The following is an 18179-nucleotide window of genomic DNA, read 5'->3' on the forward strand; positions in this document are numbered from 1 at the left end:
CTCCGTTGTAGTCCTGGCTTCCTGATCCAGGACCGATCGCCTGAATCACTGCCTCTCAACGGATGCCGAGGACAACTTTTTGCTCGAGGCGACAGGGTCAGCACCGGCACACTTCTTGCATCCGAGGAGCGCTCTGTCGCGGAAGCGACAAGATGCGATCTCGCAGCGCCCGCGCGTTGAGCCGACATGCAGCGAAGGCAGCCGACGTTTACGGGCGGTTCCGGAGGTGCGCCGACATGCTGAGCATCCACAGGCTCACGGCCGGCGACGGCTACAAATACCTCCTGCGCCACATCGCTTCCGCAGATATCGACGGACGCATGGCCACCCCATTGACGGCGTACTACACAGCCTCCGGCTACCCGCCTGGCCGTTGGATGGGGTCCGGACTCGCCGGTCTTGGCGACGGCCAGCTTGTGCCGGGAAGCGAGGCCACCGAGTCACAGATCGAGACACTCTTCGGCCGCGCCCAGGACCCTCTGACCGGCCGTACGCTCGGGCAGCCGTACCGGGTCTACAAGAGTCCGACAGCACGCATCGACGAGCAGGTCCGTGCCCTCGACCCCGGCCTGAACGAGAGCGATCGACGTACCGCAGTCGACCAGATCCGCAGGACCGAGATGCGGAAGAGGTCGCAGCAAGCAGTCGCCGGCTTCGACCTCACCTTCTCCCCCGTGAAGTCAGTTTCGGCGCTGTGGGTGACCTCGGACGTCGGTGTGCAGGAGCAGATCATTGCCGCACATCACGAAGCAGTCGACGACATCGTCGACCTCATCGAGCAGCACGCCGCGTTCACTCGAAGTGGCCATGACGGGATCGCACAGCTCGACACCCGCGGCGTCATCGCCGCCGCCTTCGACCACTGGGACACCCGTGCCGGAGACCCGCAACTCCACACCCACGTCGTCATCGCCAATCGCGTCCAGGGACCAGACGCCACATGGCGAACTCTCGATGGCCGCGTCCTGTTCCAGTCGGCAGTCGCGATGTCCGAGATCCACAACGTCTTCCTCGCCGACAACCTCAGCCGCCGCCTCGGCGTGAACTGGGAACTCCGCGAACGCGGTTCTCGCCGCAACCCAGCGTTCGAGATCGACGTGATTCCTGACGAACTGATCGCCGAGTTCTCCGCCCGAACCGAACAGATCGAAGCCAACCTCGCAGCTCTACTCCAGCAGCGGGACGACCATCTGCCCAGCCCCACCCGCCGCGAGATGTACGTCCTGCGTCAACAGGCCACCCTCATGAACCGGCCGCCCAAGCATCACGCCCGCCCGCTCATGGACCTCATGGCCGAGTGGAAGACGCGCGCAGAACGGGCAGTCGGAGCCGACGTACTCGCCGCAATCCAGCAATCGCTAACAGCCACAGGCGAGCGTCCACTCACGGCTTCCGACTTGAGCCCGGAGACCATCGACGCATACGGCGCGGCAACCGTCCTCACCCTCCAGAACAAGCGGGCCACCTGGACGCGGTGGAACCTGCTCGCCGAGGCAGCACGACAGACGCGCATGCTCAGACTCAGCTCGTCCACCGACCGGTTCGCCGTACTCCAGTCGATCGTCCAACGAGCCGAAGAACACTCGATCAGCCTGACGGCCCCCGAACTCGTCACCGTGCCACTCACCCGCAGCAGCGGGGACAGTGTCTTCACCATCCACAACGGCAAGATCTACACCTCACCAGTCATCGTCGGCGCCGAGTCCGTACTCCTCGATCTAGCCCGCGACGCCGCGGGCCCCAAGATCAATCCGCGCTACATCCCCGGGGACGGCTTGAGCCCAGACAAAGTTCGTGCCCTGCACCGCATTGCCGCCAGCGGACAGAAAGTCGAAACCTTGATCGGGCCAGCGGGAACCGGCAAGACCAGCCTTCTGTCGGCGCTCAGCGCCAGCTGGCAAAGCGCAAACGGCGACGGCTCGATCATCGCTCTGGCGCCATCTTCCGCCGCCTCCAACATCCTGGCCGACGCGATCGGCTCCCCCACCGAGAACATCGCGAAGTGGATCTACGAATCAGTCGGCCTCGGTGCCGAGACCCGTCGACAACGCATCCAGGAAACCGAGTACGCCGCCCAACTCGCCCACCGCAGTCGCCGCAAACTTCGCCACCAACGCCTCACCTCCCAACTAGCCGCCCTCCGCGCCGAAGACGACCGCTGGCGCTTCCACAAGAACCAACTCGTCATCGTCGACGAAGCCTCCATGGCAGGCACCATGGAACTCGCCACCCTCGCCCGAGCAACCGACTCGGCAGGCGCAAAACTTCTCCTCGTCGGAGACGACGCCCAACTCGGAGCAGCCGACACCGGCGGCGCCTTCCGCCTCATCGCCAAAGACACAAAAGCCGCCGAACTCAGCGACGTCTGGCGCTTCACCAACCCCTGGGAACGCGACGCCAGCCTCGATCTCCGCGCCGGCCACCTCAGCGTCATCGATGACTACGACCGCCACGGTCGCCTGGCCGCCGGCCCCGCAGATGAAATGGAAGACGCCGCCTACAAGGCCTGGCAAGCCGACACCCACGCGGGCAGAACCAGTCTCCTGATCGCCGCCGACAACGCCGCCGTCGCCCGCCTCAACGCCCGTGCCCGCCTCGACCGCATCACCACCGGCGAAGTAGAACCCGACGGCATCGAACTCCACGACGGCACTCACGTCGGCCTAGGTGACCACATCGTCACCCGCCTCAACAACCGCCGCCTCCGCTACGGCACCACCGGCTTCGTCCAAAACGGCGACCACTGGACAGTCATCCACCGCTGGCCCGACGGCTCCCTCACCGTCCAAAACCACAACGACGAAATCGTCACCCTCCCCACCGCCTACGTCCAAGAATCCGTAGAACTCGCCTACGCCACCACAGCCCACCGAGCCCAAGGTGCCACCGTCGACACCGCCCACCTACTAGTCACCGACCACCTCACCCGAGCCCTCCTCTACGTAGGCCTAACCCGAGGCCGCCACTCCAACCACGCCTACATAGCCACCCATCAACCCACCCCAGACCTCCACGAACCCCACCACGAACAAACCATGCAAGACGTCCTCGAAGCAATCATCACCAACCCCGGCGTAGAACTCTCCGCCCACGAAGTCATGCGCCAAGAACTAGACAACGCCACCCGCCTCGACCGTCTCATCCCCATCCACGAACACCTCTGCCAGCTGGACGCCCGCACCCGCTTCACAGATGCCATCGCCACAAGCGGCCTCGATGCCAGCAGCCGAGCAGCAGTAGAGGCTTCTCCCGCTTACGGTGCCCTACTAGCCGCGCTCCGCAGGGCCGAAGGCGCCGGGCTCGACATGCCTGACCTGCTGTGCAGAGCCGTTACCCAGTCAGCCATCTCCGGCGCCCACGATCTGGCAGCAGTCCTACATGCACGAATCGAACGCCTGGCCAGCAGGTCTCTGCGCAATTCTGAGGTGCGCCCCACGAGGATCGCCGGCCTGGTAGTGCCCGCAGGCCGAGTCAGCGACCCGAGTCTCCTCGCACCATTGCGCGAACTCGAGGCTCAGATTTCTCAGCGTGCCGACGAGCTTGCCACCACGGCAACGCGCGAATCGCCCGCCTGGTATCACGCGTTGACCGCACTTGCTGACAGGCGCTCTGGCCCAGGCTGGGCCGTCCTGATCAGGCACATCGTCGCCTACCGTGATCGATATGGAATCCGCAGTACGTCGCCTCTAGGTCCCGAACCCGCGGCGAGCGCCGCAGGGCAAAGAAGCCACTACAGACGGCTCGCGGCAGAGGTAGGTCAACCTGTAACTGGCAGTCGGCTGATGTCCGATAAGGAGCTCTGTGGTCCCCAGAACCAGCCCCTTTCGACGACGCCGGGCATTGATCGAACCCATCTTGATTAGGGTCGAAGAAGATCTCATATGGCGCCGAGGGCACCTCGCATTCTTCAAGCATTAGCGCCGTACTACTCCACCCGCTGATCGCGTCCGGTTCTCGATTGTCGGATGCACGTCACGCGCTACCCAATCAGTGCGGATCGGATGCCGGCGGCCGGATCGCCTTCGTGGTAGACCCGTTCGCTCGGCTCGATGTTATCGAGGAACTTCTGGTACAGCACCGAGCCGGTGAGTGCCGCGATCACCCGCATCGGGCCCAGCGCACGCAGCGGCTCGCTGTCCGGCAGGTGGCGTTTCCAGGCAGCGGCCCAGACTGTCGCGGCATGCTCGCGCTTCTCCGGCGGAAGCCAGTCGTACAGGCGGCGCAGATCGGTCGCCGGATGACCGGCAAAGCTGTCCGCCCAGTCGACGACCATCCGGGTACTCCCGTCGGATCGCCAGTTGCCCGGATGGAAATCACCGTGCACCAAGGTGATCGGCAGGCCGGACTCGTCCAGCTCCGCAACGATTCCAGGCAGGGCCTCGACGAGCTCGCGGGCTTGAGCCTTCTCGGTGGCGGTCAGTTGCGCGCCGGCTTCGCCGTCCAGCATCCGGGTCAGGTGTCCGGACAGTCCGGACGGCAACAGGCTCGGCGTACCGAGGTCTTCTGTAGACAAAGCAGCTTGTACGGCGACCCAGCGGGTGAGGATGTTGTCGACAGTCGCCGCATCGGGTTCCCAGCAGTCGATTCCGGGCGCATGGGCCAGCAACGACCAGCGCCGATCCAGGTCGACGCCAAGAACGGCAGGACCGAGCTGAGCGTCGTACTGCTGCACTCGCTGGATGATGTCCGCGTCGACCCCACAGAACGGGCTGGTCGCCTTCGCCCACGCACCGCTGAAGCGCACCAGACATGACAGGTTCCACGTCTTCACCTGCGCCCAGCCCTGCGTCGTACCGAGGATGTCGCCTGCCCATTCGATCATCCGCTGCGGCCCGTCCACCTCCGCCCAGGACGCCCGATGTGGTTCGGGCCGGCTCAATCCCTTGGACCATTCGTTCTCCGCGGGATCCAGTACGCCGGGAGCCGGCTCACTGTCGGCCTGGACGTGATAGACCACCCGCCCACCCCGCATGGCCTCTGCCGAATCCACGTCCAGTAACCGCAGCACCACGGTCCGAAAGCCGAGCACCGTATCCAGTTGCGCGGTGACATCCTCGATCTCCGCCCACCAGACCCGATCCGCGTCGAACGCCGGCAGCGTCCCGACGTACCGATCCCCCACGGTCACCACCGCGACCACATTTTTCGTCTCCACATCCACATCCTCACTACGACGGCAGCACACCTTACGGTTCAGCTCGATGGGTCCGGGGCGCTGCTACGCAGCTGTCTGCGATCGGGCAGCGGGCCCGGTTCGCCGGTGAGCTCGAGCAGGATGGTCCAGAGCTCGCCGAACCGGGCGGCTCCCAGCTTGGCCTCCCACCGATCGAGCTGGTCTGCGATAGCCTCGGTGATCTGCCGCTCGAGCTCGCGACCGGCCGGAGTCAGCCGGACCAGGCGTGCACGAGAGTCCTGCGGATCCGCCGCCCGGGTTAGATAGCTGGCCTGCTCCAGATGCGTGATCAGCTCATGCATCGACTGCTTGGTCATCCCCGCATGGGCCGCCAGCTCCGCCGTGTGCGAACCGTCGATCCCCCCGAAGCGGAACAGCTGCAGGTGCGCTGGCCGCAGCTCTGGGTGGCGCGGCGCGACTGCAGCCAACACTTCGGCCAGCGCCTGATCGAACGCGAGTCGCAGCAGACCGAAGTACCGCGGAACCTTAGTTGACACGATGGTCAGGCTACCTTACCTTGACGGTCAGGCAAGCTGACCGTTTCGGAAGGGGTTGCGATGGACGCCAGGCGGCAACTGATGGAGTACCTGACGGGCAAATGGGTGCCGCCGGTGCTCGCAACGCTGGCCGAGCTCGGGGTCGCCGACGAGTTGGTTGCCAAGCCACTGACGACCTCGGAGCTGGGCGTCCGGGTCGGCGCGGACTCGCGGGCGTTACATCGGGTACTGCGGGCGGCCGCATCCGTCGGAGTATTCGTTGAGGTCGGGGACGGGCGATTCGGGCTGACTGAGACGGCTTCGCTGCTGCGGTCCGACGTACCGGGGTCGTTGCGCGATGCGGCCCGGATGTTCGCGCTTGAGCCGTTCTGGTCGCCGTACGCCCAGTTGACGGAGACTGTGCGGACCGGGGAGCCGGCGTTCGACCAGGTGTTCGGGATGTCGATTTACGAGTACCTGCAGGCGAATCCTGGCGCTGCGCAGATCTTCGGCGCCACGGTCGCGAGCTTTCACAGTCAGGCGCTGAAGGCGATCATCGCGTCGCACGACTTCTCGCCGTACCAGACCGTTGTCGACGTCGGCGGCGGCTCAGGGAACCTGCTGATCGAGCTGCTGCAGGCGTATCCGGAGTGCCGAGGGGTGTTGCTGGAGCTGGACTCGGTGCTCCCGACAGCTTCATCGACCATCGCAGCTGCCGGGCTGTCGGATCGGATCGAACTGGTCGCCGGCGACTTCTTCGCCGCTGTACCGGCCGGTGATGCGTATCTGGTCAAGAGCAATCTGCACAACTTCGGCGACGACAAAGCGCTCGAACTGCTGCACGTGGTCCGCCGGGGGAACGCGCCCGTCCTCGTGATCGAGACGATGATCCCAGCCGGGAACGATCCACACTACTCCAAGTTCGACGACATCGAGATGATGACGATTGCTGGTGGCGACGATCGCACCGAGCAGGAATGGTCCGAACTCGTCACCGCCGCCGGGTTCGCCGTACGGGCCGTTCTTCCTGCTGACGAACGCTTCTCGATACTGATAGCCGATCCGATCTATGTCAGCTCATAGAGAGTCCAGTGCTGGCTAGGCTCACACGGCGGTCGAAGGTCGCTGAGAACGATGTGGGGCTGGCGTTCAACTGGTAGACAAGTGCCACGATCACGAGGCTTCGTGGTCCGGGCTACCTTGGCGCCAGTAGCCACTACACTGCTCAACCTACTGCTGCGATGAAAACGTTCTGGTTGCCCGAAACATGCGGCCGCTGCCTCACTGGCGTAACGGAATCTGAGGGCACCACAGTGACCAGCAGTCCGGAGTTCACGTTCTGGAACCGATAGTTGTTAGTAGCCCCAAAGACCTTGAGTGCACGCCAGCGCTGGCTTGGGCTTCCATCGAACCGTCGCATGATGATCGCGGTGCCACTCGAGGTCGAATCCAGGGCGACATCCATGTAGAGGTTGTCTCGCCCCTGGATGAAAACCTCAGTGCTTGAGGCCCTCTGAATAAGGAAGAGTGGCGCATTCGCAGAACTTCCGACCTTGAGCTTGCAGTTGCTGGTTGAGAATGAAATTGCACAGTCTCTGTTGTCAATTAGCGACTGACCGCTAGACAAGGTGATCTTGCCTGATCCTTGCGCCGCCCGTGCATTACTTGTCACGCCAGCAGCAGGCCAGCTCGTCAAACCAAGGGCCGCGACCGAGATGACGACACTGGCGATCAGTCGAGGCATATGCCGAATGGTCATTTCATTTCACCTTCTGAGTAACGGTCCGCTTGGGAAATACCGGCTTACCATTCGGCAGGATAGTCGACCAGTTTTTACCAAGGGCTTCCCCCTTGGCGTCACCCTCGACCTTGTCCTCAAAGAACCAATAGAGTGGCCATCCGTTGTAGGTCACCTGCATGTAGCCATCGGCACGCCGCACGGTTCCAATCAATTTCTGATTCAGGCCGGAAGCTGCACTGACCGATAAATCTTTGGCGAGCAAAACAGGCGGCCAAATGACAGCACAGTCATTTTCACAGTTGACCTTTGACGGCTTCGACGTGTCTTCCTCGAAACGGTAAATAGTCTTGCCGTTCGCTTCGATTAGATCGAAAGTTCCACCTGGAATGTCGACTAGGCCCGTCTTCTCCGCCGCGAACTTGTGCTCGACCACATCAAGCGCGACGGGCCCGACCTTCGGGGGTGGAATAGTTAGAGGTTGCTCGCCCCGCACATAGTCAGACGAGTCGCCAGACGATCCCGAACTTTCACTGACGGTCGAAGCTTGCCCAGATCCAACTGCCCCCTCTCCCGCATCACAGGCAGTCGCCGCTAGCATCAGCAGCGCCGCGCCAAATAGAACGTTGACCACTGGCTTCTTGATCATTTCTCTCCGGTGATTGATTGCTCTCTCACCGGGCAGTACGACGCCGCATTAGCGTCCGGTTCACGGCGGTGCGCGCGTCGTAGGCCCAAATCTCCACACCCAGGTGCTGGTTCGCCCGGCGGCCGATCTCGGGCTCCCGGGACAGGATAGGCCGTGCTGGTTGGGTCGGTTGGCCAACCAGGCCGGCTGCCGCGGCACGGCCAAGGCCCACTTCTCACCAGGCGATCCGGCCTGGTCGAGTGTGTTGAACCCCACGTGATCGTTTAGTTCACGAGCTTCCTTACTGCCAGCCCGGCAATGACCAGGGACAGCGCGGCCTCACGAACTCACGGTCGGTCGGAGGTGGAAGTACCTTCCGTTACCAATGTCCTCAGCGGCTGCGTCCCGCGTGCACGGGGCCGCGCCTGCGCCTCGCGCAGCGGAGGCAGCTGGCGTGGCGACAGCAGCGACTGCAAGTGCAACCAGGGCAACGCTGGCGACAACTGCGATACGCCGCCGGCGCACGGACCTCCGGCCGCGCTGCATGAGCTCCCCCGTGACGACGTTGTACGACCGATCGTCGTCGTCCACCGCCGAGGCAAGCAGCCACTCGATATCACTCCTCTCTGGGATTGCGAGCAACCTGCGGAGTTGAGCCAGCCCGCTGGCCGCCTGGCTCCTCACGGAGCCGACACCGGTTCCAAGAACCTCGGCGGTCTGTTCGACGGTGAAGTCCGCGTAGTGACGCAGAACCACACAGGCACGCGGTCCCGGGGGCAACATCGACAGCGCCTGGACAACGACCACGCGGTTGTCCACAGCTGTCATCTCTTCTGGGGCTGCCAGATCGACATCGCCCATTCCGTCGACGATCTTTCTCCGCTTGCGCCCTACATGGTCCAGCACAGCTGACATCACCACCCGATGGGCATAACTTGCAAGCCCGCCGCCCCTCTTGAGGTGTCTCCATCGCCGATACACCTTGACCAGTGCGTCTTGCGTGGCGTCTTCCGCTCGATGCCAGTCACCGCACATCAAGTACGCCGTCCTACACATACGCCGCGCAGCCACCAAAGCGAACTCCGCGTAGTCGGTGTCGTCGAGTCGCCGCATCCGTTCTCCCCTTCCTTGTCAGCTAAGGAAACGTATCCGCGGTCGCCGAAGGTTGAGAAACGCCCAAATCTGCGCGCGACCAGACGTCGGGCGTCAATGCGCCGCTGTCGGCAAGACCCACAGCAACCGGTCCAGGCGAGGTGACCCCAGAGGCGTCTTGCAGACTCGGCACTACGAATGTGCGAACCCGTGATCCGAATGCACCACATCCAACGTAGTGAGTTGGAACGACGCGTCGTGCCGCCGCCGAGATGGTGAAGCAGTTCGATCCTTGCGTCATCGGCCAATGCGCGCCCTAGGGTGAACAACCTCGCCCTGACATCAGCGTAGGGGCTTCGCTTCATCGCATCGAATGCCTACAGGGCAGCACTGTGGCCGACAGATGCTGCGCTACACCTGCTCGTGGGACACCGCGAACGACAGCCACAGACGTCGGACCACCACGTCTGCAGTTGGCTGTCCACCGATCGGGCCGGGACAAGAAGCATTTGCCGTGTCCGGTGCCGTAGCCCGAACCCACGCGAGATCCGACCACGCTTGGGCGTGCGTACACGCCGGCAGCGCGGAGCGGGCTTCTCAACATTTCTCCGCATCCGATGCGTTTCTTTCCCTGACAGATTGAGAGGAGGCCGGATGCGACGACGCGACGACGCCGAATTCACAGAGTTCGCGCTGGCGACGGCTCGGCGCATGCGTCGGACGGCGTACTTGATGTGCGGTGACTGGCATCGAGCCGAAGATGCCACGCAAGACGCACTGGTCAAGGTGTATCGACGATGGGGCCATCTGCAGAGAGACGGCCGTCTGGTGAGTTACGCGAACCATGCGGTCGTATCAGCCGTGTTGGACCAATCAAGGCGCAGGTGGCGGAGCGAGGTTGTCGGCGGAGTCGAACGCGCCGACACGGCCTCTCCAGATGCAACGTTGATCGTCGACGATCGTTCGGTGGTGATCCAAGCCATGTCGAAGCTGCCAGCAGGACAACGCTCCTGCTTAGTCCTGCGCTTCTACGTCGACCTCAGCGTGGAACAGACGGCGGAGATCCTCGGGACGAGCACCAGCACGGTCCGAAGCCAGACATCCCGAGGAATTGCGCACTTGCGGAACCTACTTGCCACGCCCGAGAGGAGCTCGAAATGAGTGACATTCAAAGCCTGTTGAACGCAGCAGCCGACGACAGCAACAAGCCCGAGACCGTGGACATTGACACAGTCCTGCGACGGGGTCGCAGGACTGTGCGACGACGGCGCATTATGGCTGCGGCAGGTGTATCGATCGGCCTCGCTGCGGGTGCCGTAGGCATAACAGCTGCCCCGTCGCTCTTGAGCGCCCCGGTGCCGGTCGCAGCATCAGGAGCGGCCGGATCCGACACCGCGGAGTACGCCGTCAAACCTCCTACGATCAGCCCGCTGACGTCAGGCGAGATCCTTCGACGTTGTCTACAGGGTGACCGAGAAGCCCTGGAATTCAACAAGAGTTACAAGGTCAATACCCATGACACCGCCGGGCCGATCAACTCCAAGTGGCCCCTGAAGGTCAAGACCGGTGTCGGCGACGCGTTCATGGCGATCTTCGTCTCTCCGGACGGATCGACCGCGGCCACCTGCCGATCCGCCGGTTACAAGGCTGAGATGCGCGGAGTCGGCAATGTCAGTCGCATGAGTACGACTCTAGTGTTCGAAAAGAGCGAGCCGAACAAGCTGACGATGACGCAACAGTCCGGAATCCAGGTACCGGAGAACGTCGCCCGAGTGCTCGTCAGCCTGGTCGGCGAGAAGACCCCACGCGAGGCCCTGATGAGCGAGACCGACGGCTTCTACACGATCGGCTGGCCTCGTAGGGACGAGGGCGCGCCGCCTGTGTCTGCTCAGGTCAGAGGCTACGACGCTAAAGGCGTTCTGATCTACGACGAGAAGACCTTCTACTATGGAAACACGTTCTTCCCCGCCAAGTAGATGGCGGCCTTCAGGCTACCGACTCGCGATGAACGGTCCTCGTGCAGCCGAGCGACGAAGTCCAGTCGCGAGGGCGACGCAGGGCGAGCGTTAGATCGCGGTGAAAAGTCAGAGGGTCCGACGGGCCTGCATCATCCTGGAAGCATGACTCCCCAGAAGGTGTTGCTGGAGCTGGATTCGGTGCTCCCGATGGCTTCATCGACGATCGCTGCTGCAGGGCTGGCGGATCGGATCGAGCTGGTCGCGGCCGACTTCTTCGCCGCCGTACCGGCGGCTGATGCGTACCTGGTCAAAAGCAACCTGTACAACTTCGGCTTCGGCGACGCGCTCAAGCTGCCGCGCGTCGTCAGGCGCGGGGACACACCCGTCTTCGTGATCGAGACAATGATCCGACCGGAAACGATCCGGCGCTACTCCAAGTTCGACGACATCAAGATGATGTCGATTGCTGGTGGCAACGACCGCAGGGAGCAGGAATGGTTCCGAACTCGTCACCGGCGCCGGTTCGCCGTACAGACCGTTCTTCCTGCCGCCGAGCGCTTCTCAGTGCTGGTGGCCGATCCGTCTGACTCACGGCTCGCAACCTCGAAGGCCACGATCGCCGCGCAACTCGCCACCCCGCGGCTCAGGACACGCACAACGTCACCTCGTGCACTTCAACGCTCTGCCGGTCGCGGACGACCCAATCGGGTTCCGGCTCTGCTCGGGCTGTGGTCAAGATCCGAATCTGAGGCGCGCCACGTATCTAATCCGAAATCCAATGGAAGGTCTACCGGGCGTACACCTCCTGTCTGACCGCCGTGTTACAAGGCCAGCTTGTTCCACCCGCCGATCCGGTTGGGGTTTGTCAGGCGACCTCATCCGCGAACCACTGAACGTTGCTACCAACTCTGGATTGCTCCCACAGGCGATCCGAGCGGCGGCCGGACCGCGGCCGCTGACGGCTAGTCCTCGTATCAGAGCAGCTGCCTGAAGATCTTCCACCGACCTAGGAGGACCGCATGCGAACGTTCGACACTCCGGATCAGGTGATCTGGGACATCACCTATGCCTGTCCCATGCGATGTATCCACTGCTATTCCGAATCCGGCCGGCGCCCCTCCCGCAAGCTCGGTTACAGCGAGATGCTGCGCATCGCAGACGCCATCGTGTCTATGGCGCCGCGCGGAGCAGTCATCGCCGGCGGTGAGCCCCTGCTGATCCCTACCATTTGCGACGTCATCCGGCGCATCGCCAACGGCGGAGTTCCTGTCACTATGTACACCAGCGGCTGGCAACTGTCGGAACCGCAGGCACAAACCTTGGCGGAGCTCTGCGAACGCCTAGTGATCAGCCTCGACGGACCTACACCAGAAGTTCACGACCGCATCCGCGGCAGAGTCGGGTCGTTCGCTCAGGCGATGGATGCCCTACGACTCCTTAACGAGGTAAGCGCCGCGCGGCGAGCCGCGGGGCAAGCTGCGCTGTCGTTCGGAATCGACTGCGTCCTCCTGCAAAGCAACTTCGACTACATGCAGGACGTCTGCAAGAAAGCCGCAGTCGAGTTCTCAGAACTCCAGTTCATTACCTTCGGCGCTGTCATCCCGGCGGGCCTCGCTAACCGGACAGGATTCGAGGAGAGCGAACTGCTCACGGAGGAGCAACTCGGGCTTCTCAACGATCCCACGCACGCTGACCGCCTGCGCGCTCTCGTGCCGGGGTCGGTCGAGGTGAATCTGACCGATAACCGATTCCTCCAGATGCACCCCGATCTGATCGCAAGAGGTCTGATCTTCAACGCTATGCAACTGGAACCAGACGGCGAAGTCCGGGCAATGGCGATCTACGAAGGAACCGTCGGAAACATCCTGACCGAGCCACCCACAACTATCTGGCAACGCGCCCAAGCCCGCTGGCGGGACCCCATCGTTGTCGAGACGCTGTCCAAGGTTCAGACCATGAGGCAATGGGCCGAAGCCGCTCGCCAAATCGACTATCACTTCGGCTCCGAGACAGTCCGCGCCAGGATAGATCGACGCCCCACGTTCCCAGCCTAGCTCCAGCGCTCAGATCTCGATCAGCCTTGGTACACGGCAACCACAAGGTTGGCCGTAGACCGATTCGATAGCGAAAACCTCATCTGCCGCTGCAGACCAGGTGCCTCAACGTCCACTCGTGCGCGTACGCCGGCTGAAGGCTCGCGGGCTGACCTGTTCATCCGCACCGCCGCCCTCGCGGTTCGAGATTGGCTCCTGAGTTGTGAATCTGCCAGTAAATCGACATGAGGTCCAACGGCGCAACGGTCAACATTCCGGGACGCCATCGACACTGCACGAACCACCACGCTGACCTGCCGCGTATCGACCTGCGCAGGGTGTTGCCAGGGCAAACAACTCGTCCACGCGATCGAAGCAAGTTAGTTGCTCTAGGCCACCAAAACCTTCCGGAGGCCTAGAAGCCCATTCCGCGCCAATGACTGGAGACGATGTGACTGAGTTCCGCAGCGCCGACGGTGATGCCACGTTACTGATCGATTGTGCTCGATCGATGGTGACTCGGCAGGCCTCCGAAGGGTGGGACGTACAGGAGCGCGGCTTCTGGTGCTACGTGCGACCGCGAGACCATGCAATCGGGGTACAGGGATGGAAGCTCCACTTGTCTGCCACGCCTCTGTCCGCGCCGATCGTCCTGGCCCGATCGGCAGAGATCCTTCTCCGGCACAACGTTCCGTTCAAGTTCGCGGCAACTCTGAAGGACGTAGCGACGATCACGTCACCTCGCTGCGAGCGAAGCGCGGGGGGGAAGTTCATCACGGCCTATCCAGCCATCCCCGATGGCGCCCTGCCTGATCTGGCCGCAGAGCTTCACGAAGCGACAGCTGGACTTCCCGGGCCTGGCATCATGTCTGACCGTCGTTACTGCGACGGTAGCCTGGTGCACTATCGATTCGGCGCCTTTGGTGGGATTCAGATCCTCGGGAATGATGGCTCACCAACAGCAATGCTCATGGCTCCGGACGGCTCCCTCGTCCTCGACCAACGCCAAGCGTGGTTCGAGGTACCTCGGTGGGCCCCCTCCGATCCCTTCGCGCAGCGGACGGCCACAACCTCGAGCCATGGCAGCTCGGCAGTGGCCGAAGTCCTGCTTGGGGGCCGGTACACGGTTGACGCGGTCGTCCGGCATGCCTTCAAAGGCGGCGTCTTCCGCGGGATGGATCGCCAAACAGGCAGTGCTGTCATCATCAAGCAGGCGCGGCCGTACGTCGGCGCCTGGGTGACTGGTCATGACGTACGCGACGCCCTTCGCAACGAGGCCGCCGTCTTGGAAGCACTCGCGCCATCCTCGGTAACACCGCGCGCACTCGAACTCTTCGAACAACAAGGCGACTTGTTCCTTGCCCAAGAGCTGATCTCAGGAGTCACCCTGCGGGAATGGGGCTACGAACATCTCGAGTTCGCAGCCGATGACCAGTGCGGATTCAAGCCGACCGATGCACTACGTCTCGCCCACGAGCTAGTAGGACTGATGCAAGTCGCCCATACGAACGACCTTGTCATTCAGGACTTCAACCCCAACAACATCATGGTGGCCGACGACGGCGGCCTGCGACTCATCGACCTGGAATATGCCGCAACCCCAGGCAGGCCGGCGTTGTGTGCGTTCACTCCCGGGTATTCCGCTCCGGAACAAGTTCGCGGGTTCACATCGGCACCAGCACAGTCGGTCGATCTCTACGCCCTCGGAGCAACTCTGTTCCATCTCGTGACCGGGGCGGATCCCATGGTCCCGCTCGACCAAAAGTCGGCTGTAAGACGGCGCTCGGGCGTGGAGGAGCATCTCACCAAGTTAGCCGTCAGCAACGAAACCGCCTCCTTACTCACCCCGTTGATCGTCGAACTGATGAACCAGGATCCAGGCTGCCGGCCATCCCTGCCGGAAGTGATCGCTCGTCTTGACGGGCTTCGCTCCGCGAAGCCGCTGCCTCTGCTGGTGCTCCCCATGACGAGACCCGACGAAGAGAAGGAGAATGAATCACTCCTGGCCGACAGCACTGAACACCTTCTCAATACAATGGACCTGAACGAGAACCAGCACCTCTGGCCTCCAGCCGTTCCCGATCACGGCAGCGGGTTGACCAGTACGGACCCGCTCAACGTCCAGCATGGCGCATCCGGTGTACTCGGCGCGCTGACGGCCGCCTATCACGCTGACGAGACCGCGAAACTGCATGCGGGGCTGGGAGACGCGGCGCGGTGGGTCGTGGCGAGGCTGCATCGGGAGCCACGAATCCTCCCTGGTCTTCACTTCGGACGATCAGGCACAGCCTGGGCGCTACTCGAGGCCGGTCTGGCTTTGGGAGATGAGGTTTGCACGGCGACGGCATGCGATCTCGCCCTCCGCGTGCCCGTGAGCTGGCCGAATCCGGATATCTGTCATGGCCTCGCGGGCGCAGGCCTAACACAGATCCGATTCTGGGAACTGACTGGCAGAGAGGAATTTCGAGATCGCGTTCGCTCTATCGCCGACTACCTCGCGACCACCGCAAACCATGACGACGACCGCGTACTTTGGCCGATCCCGACAGACTTCGCATCGAATCTCGCGGGGATGACCCACTATGGATTCGCCCACGGTCTCGCGGGAATAGGGGCGTTCTTGCTGGCAGCCGGACGGACCACCGAAGACGAGTCCTATCTGGCACTTGCCACCAAGGCTGCAGACACATTGGTTGCGGTTGCCCGTCGACGGGACGGTGCAGCCTATTGGTCCAGCGGGCCGGACTATCCGGCTGACCTGGCGCATTGGTGCAGTGGCTCCTCAGGCATCGCGACCTTCCTAGTTCGAATGGGTAGTGAACTCGCCCAGGAGCATCTGATCGACCTGTCGGCGGAGGCTGCGCTGGCAATCCGTCGGATTCGTTGGCGTGCGGGTCTACCTCAATGTCATGGCCTGGCTGGAGACGCTGAGCTTCTGCTCGACCTCTTTGAGACTACCGGCGATGAGCGGTACCGTCGCTGGGCATTCGACGCCGCCGAGGTAATCCGCTTGCACCGGATTGACCGCGATCGGCGCGGCGTCCTGCTGGATGTGAACGGCACCCTTCTTGACTATGGGTTCGGCACTGGACTAGCTGGCATCGTCAGCTTCCTGCTCCGCCTCCGCAGCGGCGGCCGACGCATGTGGCTGCCGGACGCCCTGGCAATCCACTGACTCCACCCACGTCCCATCGACTTCCATCTCGAAGCCCTTGGGACAACAGGTGCAGATCTCAGGGCCGCACTGGACGGCATCCTGAGCCATTTCGAGGAGAAAGGAGGTGAAACCATGCAGATCAGTATCGAGCTGCTCCAGCGCCTGCCGGAGCTGAAGCCGGAGGCACAGGCGGGGAAGTTCCCGTGCGTCCACCCCAGCACGACGTGCTGGTGGTCGTACTGACACATCTGACCTGAACTGACATGGTCAGGGTCGGCGCTGGCCGGCTTGCTGCTGCCATGCGTTGCCAGTGAGCCGGCCACGTTCCCGATCCGCGCTTCTCACACGATCGCCCGGCCGACCAGTCACTCCAGCAGGCCGCCCGTCAGCGGCCGCCCTGCGATGCGTGGACAGGATTACGGTGTCAGGTCGACATCAGGGGGGCGTGCAGATGGCCGACTGCGAAGCAAGCGATGATTAGTACAGGGATTGCGGCGTGCACTGGCGCTTCTGCGCATCGTTATCGCAACGCCATAGGCAGGAACCCCTGCTCCCAGCGGGACATCGACCGAGCGAATTGGCGGTGTTCCCAGGTGAGCGCCGGCCCACGTCGGAGGTTTCGCGGATCCTTCGACGGGAGCCGACGCAAGCAGCAGACCACACTGCGACCACCAGTACGCACGCGTTGCGCAGGTCGGTTCACCGGACTTCATAGATCGAGTCCAGCCGCAACGTCTGACCCTCGCGACGACACTCCGCTCGGCGGGAGAGCAGTGTGGGAGGTCGGACCGGGGAGTACCAATGTGGGCTCTGCGGTCGTTCCAGGGCCTGGCTGCGTGCAAGTCAATACCAAGGACTTCCGCGATCCGTGAGTGTCGTCAAAGGCGAAGAGTGCATCATACGTGCAGTCGTCGTTCGATCCTGCGGCTGCCGGGAGGCGGTCGGGTCATCTTCGTCGAGGTCGGATCGGACCTGCGGGCCTTCGCGCCGGGTAGCCGCATGGTTGGCTGGGTTCCCCGCCTGACCGACCCTACGGAGCGCACGCAGACTGCGAAGCTCTGTCTGAGAGCTGTGTCGCTGAGGAGCCAGACGGGATGTCCCCGGGTAGCTGGCTCCACTCTGCCCTCAACGGACTGACTGCCGACCAAGCATTGGCCAGGCTCGGGCTGTGCGAGTGACACAGGATTGTAATCACTGGCGGTTCGTGGAATCACCGTAGGCAGAGGTGCAGACGAGCCCGGACGGACCGCAGCTAGCCGCTCTGGCATCGCTGGCTGGGGACCACAGGCTGACCCTGCGAGTGGGGATGACGTACACCCTGGCGAACATCGTTGCGGCTCACAAAACGCCTCACGGAAGGCCACCGCGCCGCTCGCACCGCGAACGGAAATGCTCGACGGAGACTGAGCCTCGGCCGTGTTTGCTGGGACCCCACAGCCGAAGTCGCGGACGACGTTTACGATCGAAGGCTTTGCTCCACGCGATGAGCTGTTCGAGTGCATCCGAGAAGTGAGGTCCATTCTCGGAGACGGCGAAGGGTGAGGGCCAGGTCTCGGTGGAAGGCGAGAGGGTCTGTCGGGGCTGCGTCTTCTTGGTAGGAGGATTCCCAGTAGGTGCGGATGGCGGAGAGTTCTTCGACGACGGCGCCATGCTCGGGCCAGCAGGGTGGGATGACCTTGTGGTCAAGGTTGTAGCGAGTGGAGGCCCAGGTGACCCACTCCCTGAGACGGTCGAGTTCCTCGGTGGCACTGACGGGATCGAGGTCCCGCCAGCAGACGACGTATGGGTCTGCTGGCGGAAGACCTAATGATCGGCTGAGGCCGTCGCCAAAGTTCATGAGATATCGGTGGAGCGGGCGATGCTGAGGCGGATGGCGTCGGCGTCGGGGCGGGCGGTCCAGGGGGTCATGTTGAGGAGGATGGGT

Annotated in this window: 12 protein-coding genes; 7 read left to right on the plus strand and 5 right to left on the minus strand. The window is 63.1% G+C overall.

Features of this window, described 5'->3' with window-relative positions; translation table 11 throughout:
- Positions 1–236 precede the first annotated feature (236 nt).
- Positions 237–3863 carry a MobF family relaxase gene (gene mobF, locus E1261_RS04890; RefSeq protein WP_165952368.1) on the plus strand — a complete coding sequence of 1209 codons (3627 nt, stop codon included), beginning with the start codon at positions 237–239 and terminating at the stop codon, positions 3861–3863.
- A 116-nt stretch (positions 3864–3979) separates the two neighbouring features.
- Here mobF and E1261_RS04895 read toward each other — a convergent pair whose 3' ends face one another.
- Together E1261_RS04895 and E1261_RS04900 are read right to left on the minus strand one after the other, a co-directional pair.
- Positions 3980–5155, minus strand: a complete 1176-nt coding sequence (locus E1261_RS04895; RefSeq protein WP_132402491.1) for an aminoglycoside phosphotransferase family protein — start codon at positions 5153–5155, stop codon at positions 3980–3982.
- A gap of 38 nt (positions 5156–5193) precedes the next feature.
- On the minus strand, positions 5194–5670 hold the full coding sequence (locus E1261_RS04900) for a MarR family winged helix-turn-helix transcriptional regulator (RefSeq protein WP_165952369.1): 477 nt from the start codon (positions 5668–5670) through the stop codon (positions 5194–5196).
- A 60-nt stretch (positions 5671–5730) separates the two neighbouring features.
- Between E1261_RS04900 and E1261_RS04905 the strand changes: the two genes are divergently transcribed.
- Positions 5731–6732 (plus strand): methyltransferase, encoded by a 1002-nt coding sequence (locus tag E1261_RS04905; protein WP_132402497.1) that lies wholly within the window; start codon positions 5731–5733, stop codon positions 6730–6732.
- A 142-nt stretch (positions 6733–6874) separates the two neighbouring features.
- On the opposite strand, the gene E1261_RS04910 is transcribed toward E1261_RS04905, so the two are convergent.
- From E1261_RS04910 to E1261_RS04920, 3 genes are all read right to left on the minus strand, one after another.
- Entirely contained in the window at positions 6875–7408 is a 534-nt protein-coding gene (locus E1261_RS04910) for an RICIN domain-containing protein (RefSeq protein ID WP_132402500.1), read from the minus strand.
- 1 nt (position 7409) lies between these two features.
- Complete coding sequence (locus tag E1261_RS04915) at positions 7410–8036, minus strand: COG4315 family predicted lipoprotein (RefSeq protein ID WP_132402503.1); 627 nt, start codon at positions 8034–8036, stop codon at positions 7410–7412.
- 318 nt (positions 8037–8354) lie between these two features.
- Entirely contained in the window at positions 8355–9128 is a 774-nt protein-coding gene (locus E1261_RS04920; protein WP_132402506.1) for a SigE family RNA polymerase sigma factor, read from the minus strand.
- Positions 9129–9761: 633 nt separating this feature from the next.
- Here E1261_RS04920 and E1261_RS04925 point away from each other — a divergent pair.
- The 5 genes from E1261_RS04925 to lanL all read left to right on the plus strand — a co-directional run bounded on the left by E1261_RS04925 (position 9762) and on the right by lanL (position 16273).
- Positions 9762–10268 carry a SigE family RNA polymerase sigma factor gene (locus tag E1261_RS04925; protein WP_132402509.1) on the plus strand — a complete coding sequence of 169 codons (507 nt, stop codon included), beginning with the start codon at positions 9762–9764 and terminating at the stop codon, positions 10266–10268.
- Positions 10265–11083 (plus strand): hypothetical protein, encoded by an 819-nt coding sequence (locus E1261_RS04930; RefSeq protein ID WP_132402512.1) that lies wholly within the window; start codon positions 10265–10267, stop codon positions 11081–11083. Before E1261_RS04925 ends, E1261_RS04930 begins: the two co-directional genes overlap by 4 nt.
- 144 nt (positions 11084–11227) lie before the next feature.
- Complete coding sequence (locus E1261_RS04935) at positions 11228–11878, plus strand: methyltransferase (RefSeq protein ID WP_165952370.1); 651 nt, start codon at positions 11228–11230, stop codon at positions 11876–11878.
- 206 nt (positions 11879–12084) lie between these two features.
- Positions 12085–13119 carry a radical SAM protein gene (locus E1261_RS04940; protein WP_132402518.1) on the plus strand — a complete coding sequence of 345 codons (1035 nt, stop codon included), beginning with the start codon at positions 12085–12087 and terminating at the stop codon, positions 13117–13119.
- A 490-nt stretch (positions 13120–13609) separates the two neighbouring features.
- Complete coding sequence (gene lanL, locus E1261_RS04945; protein WP_238176011.1) at positions 13610–16273, plus strand: class IV lanthionine synthetase LanL; 2664 nt, start codon at positions 13610–13612, stop codon at positions 16271–16273.
- Positions 16274–18179 lie beyond the last annotated feature (1906 nt).

The organism is Kribbella albertanoniae, from assembly GCF_004348455.1.
Lineage (GTDB): Bacteria > Actinomycetota > Actinomycetes > Propionibacteriales > Kribbellaceae > Kribbella > Kribbella albertanoniae.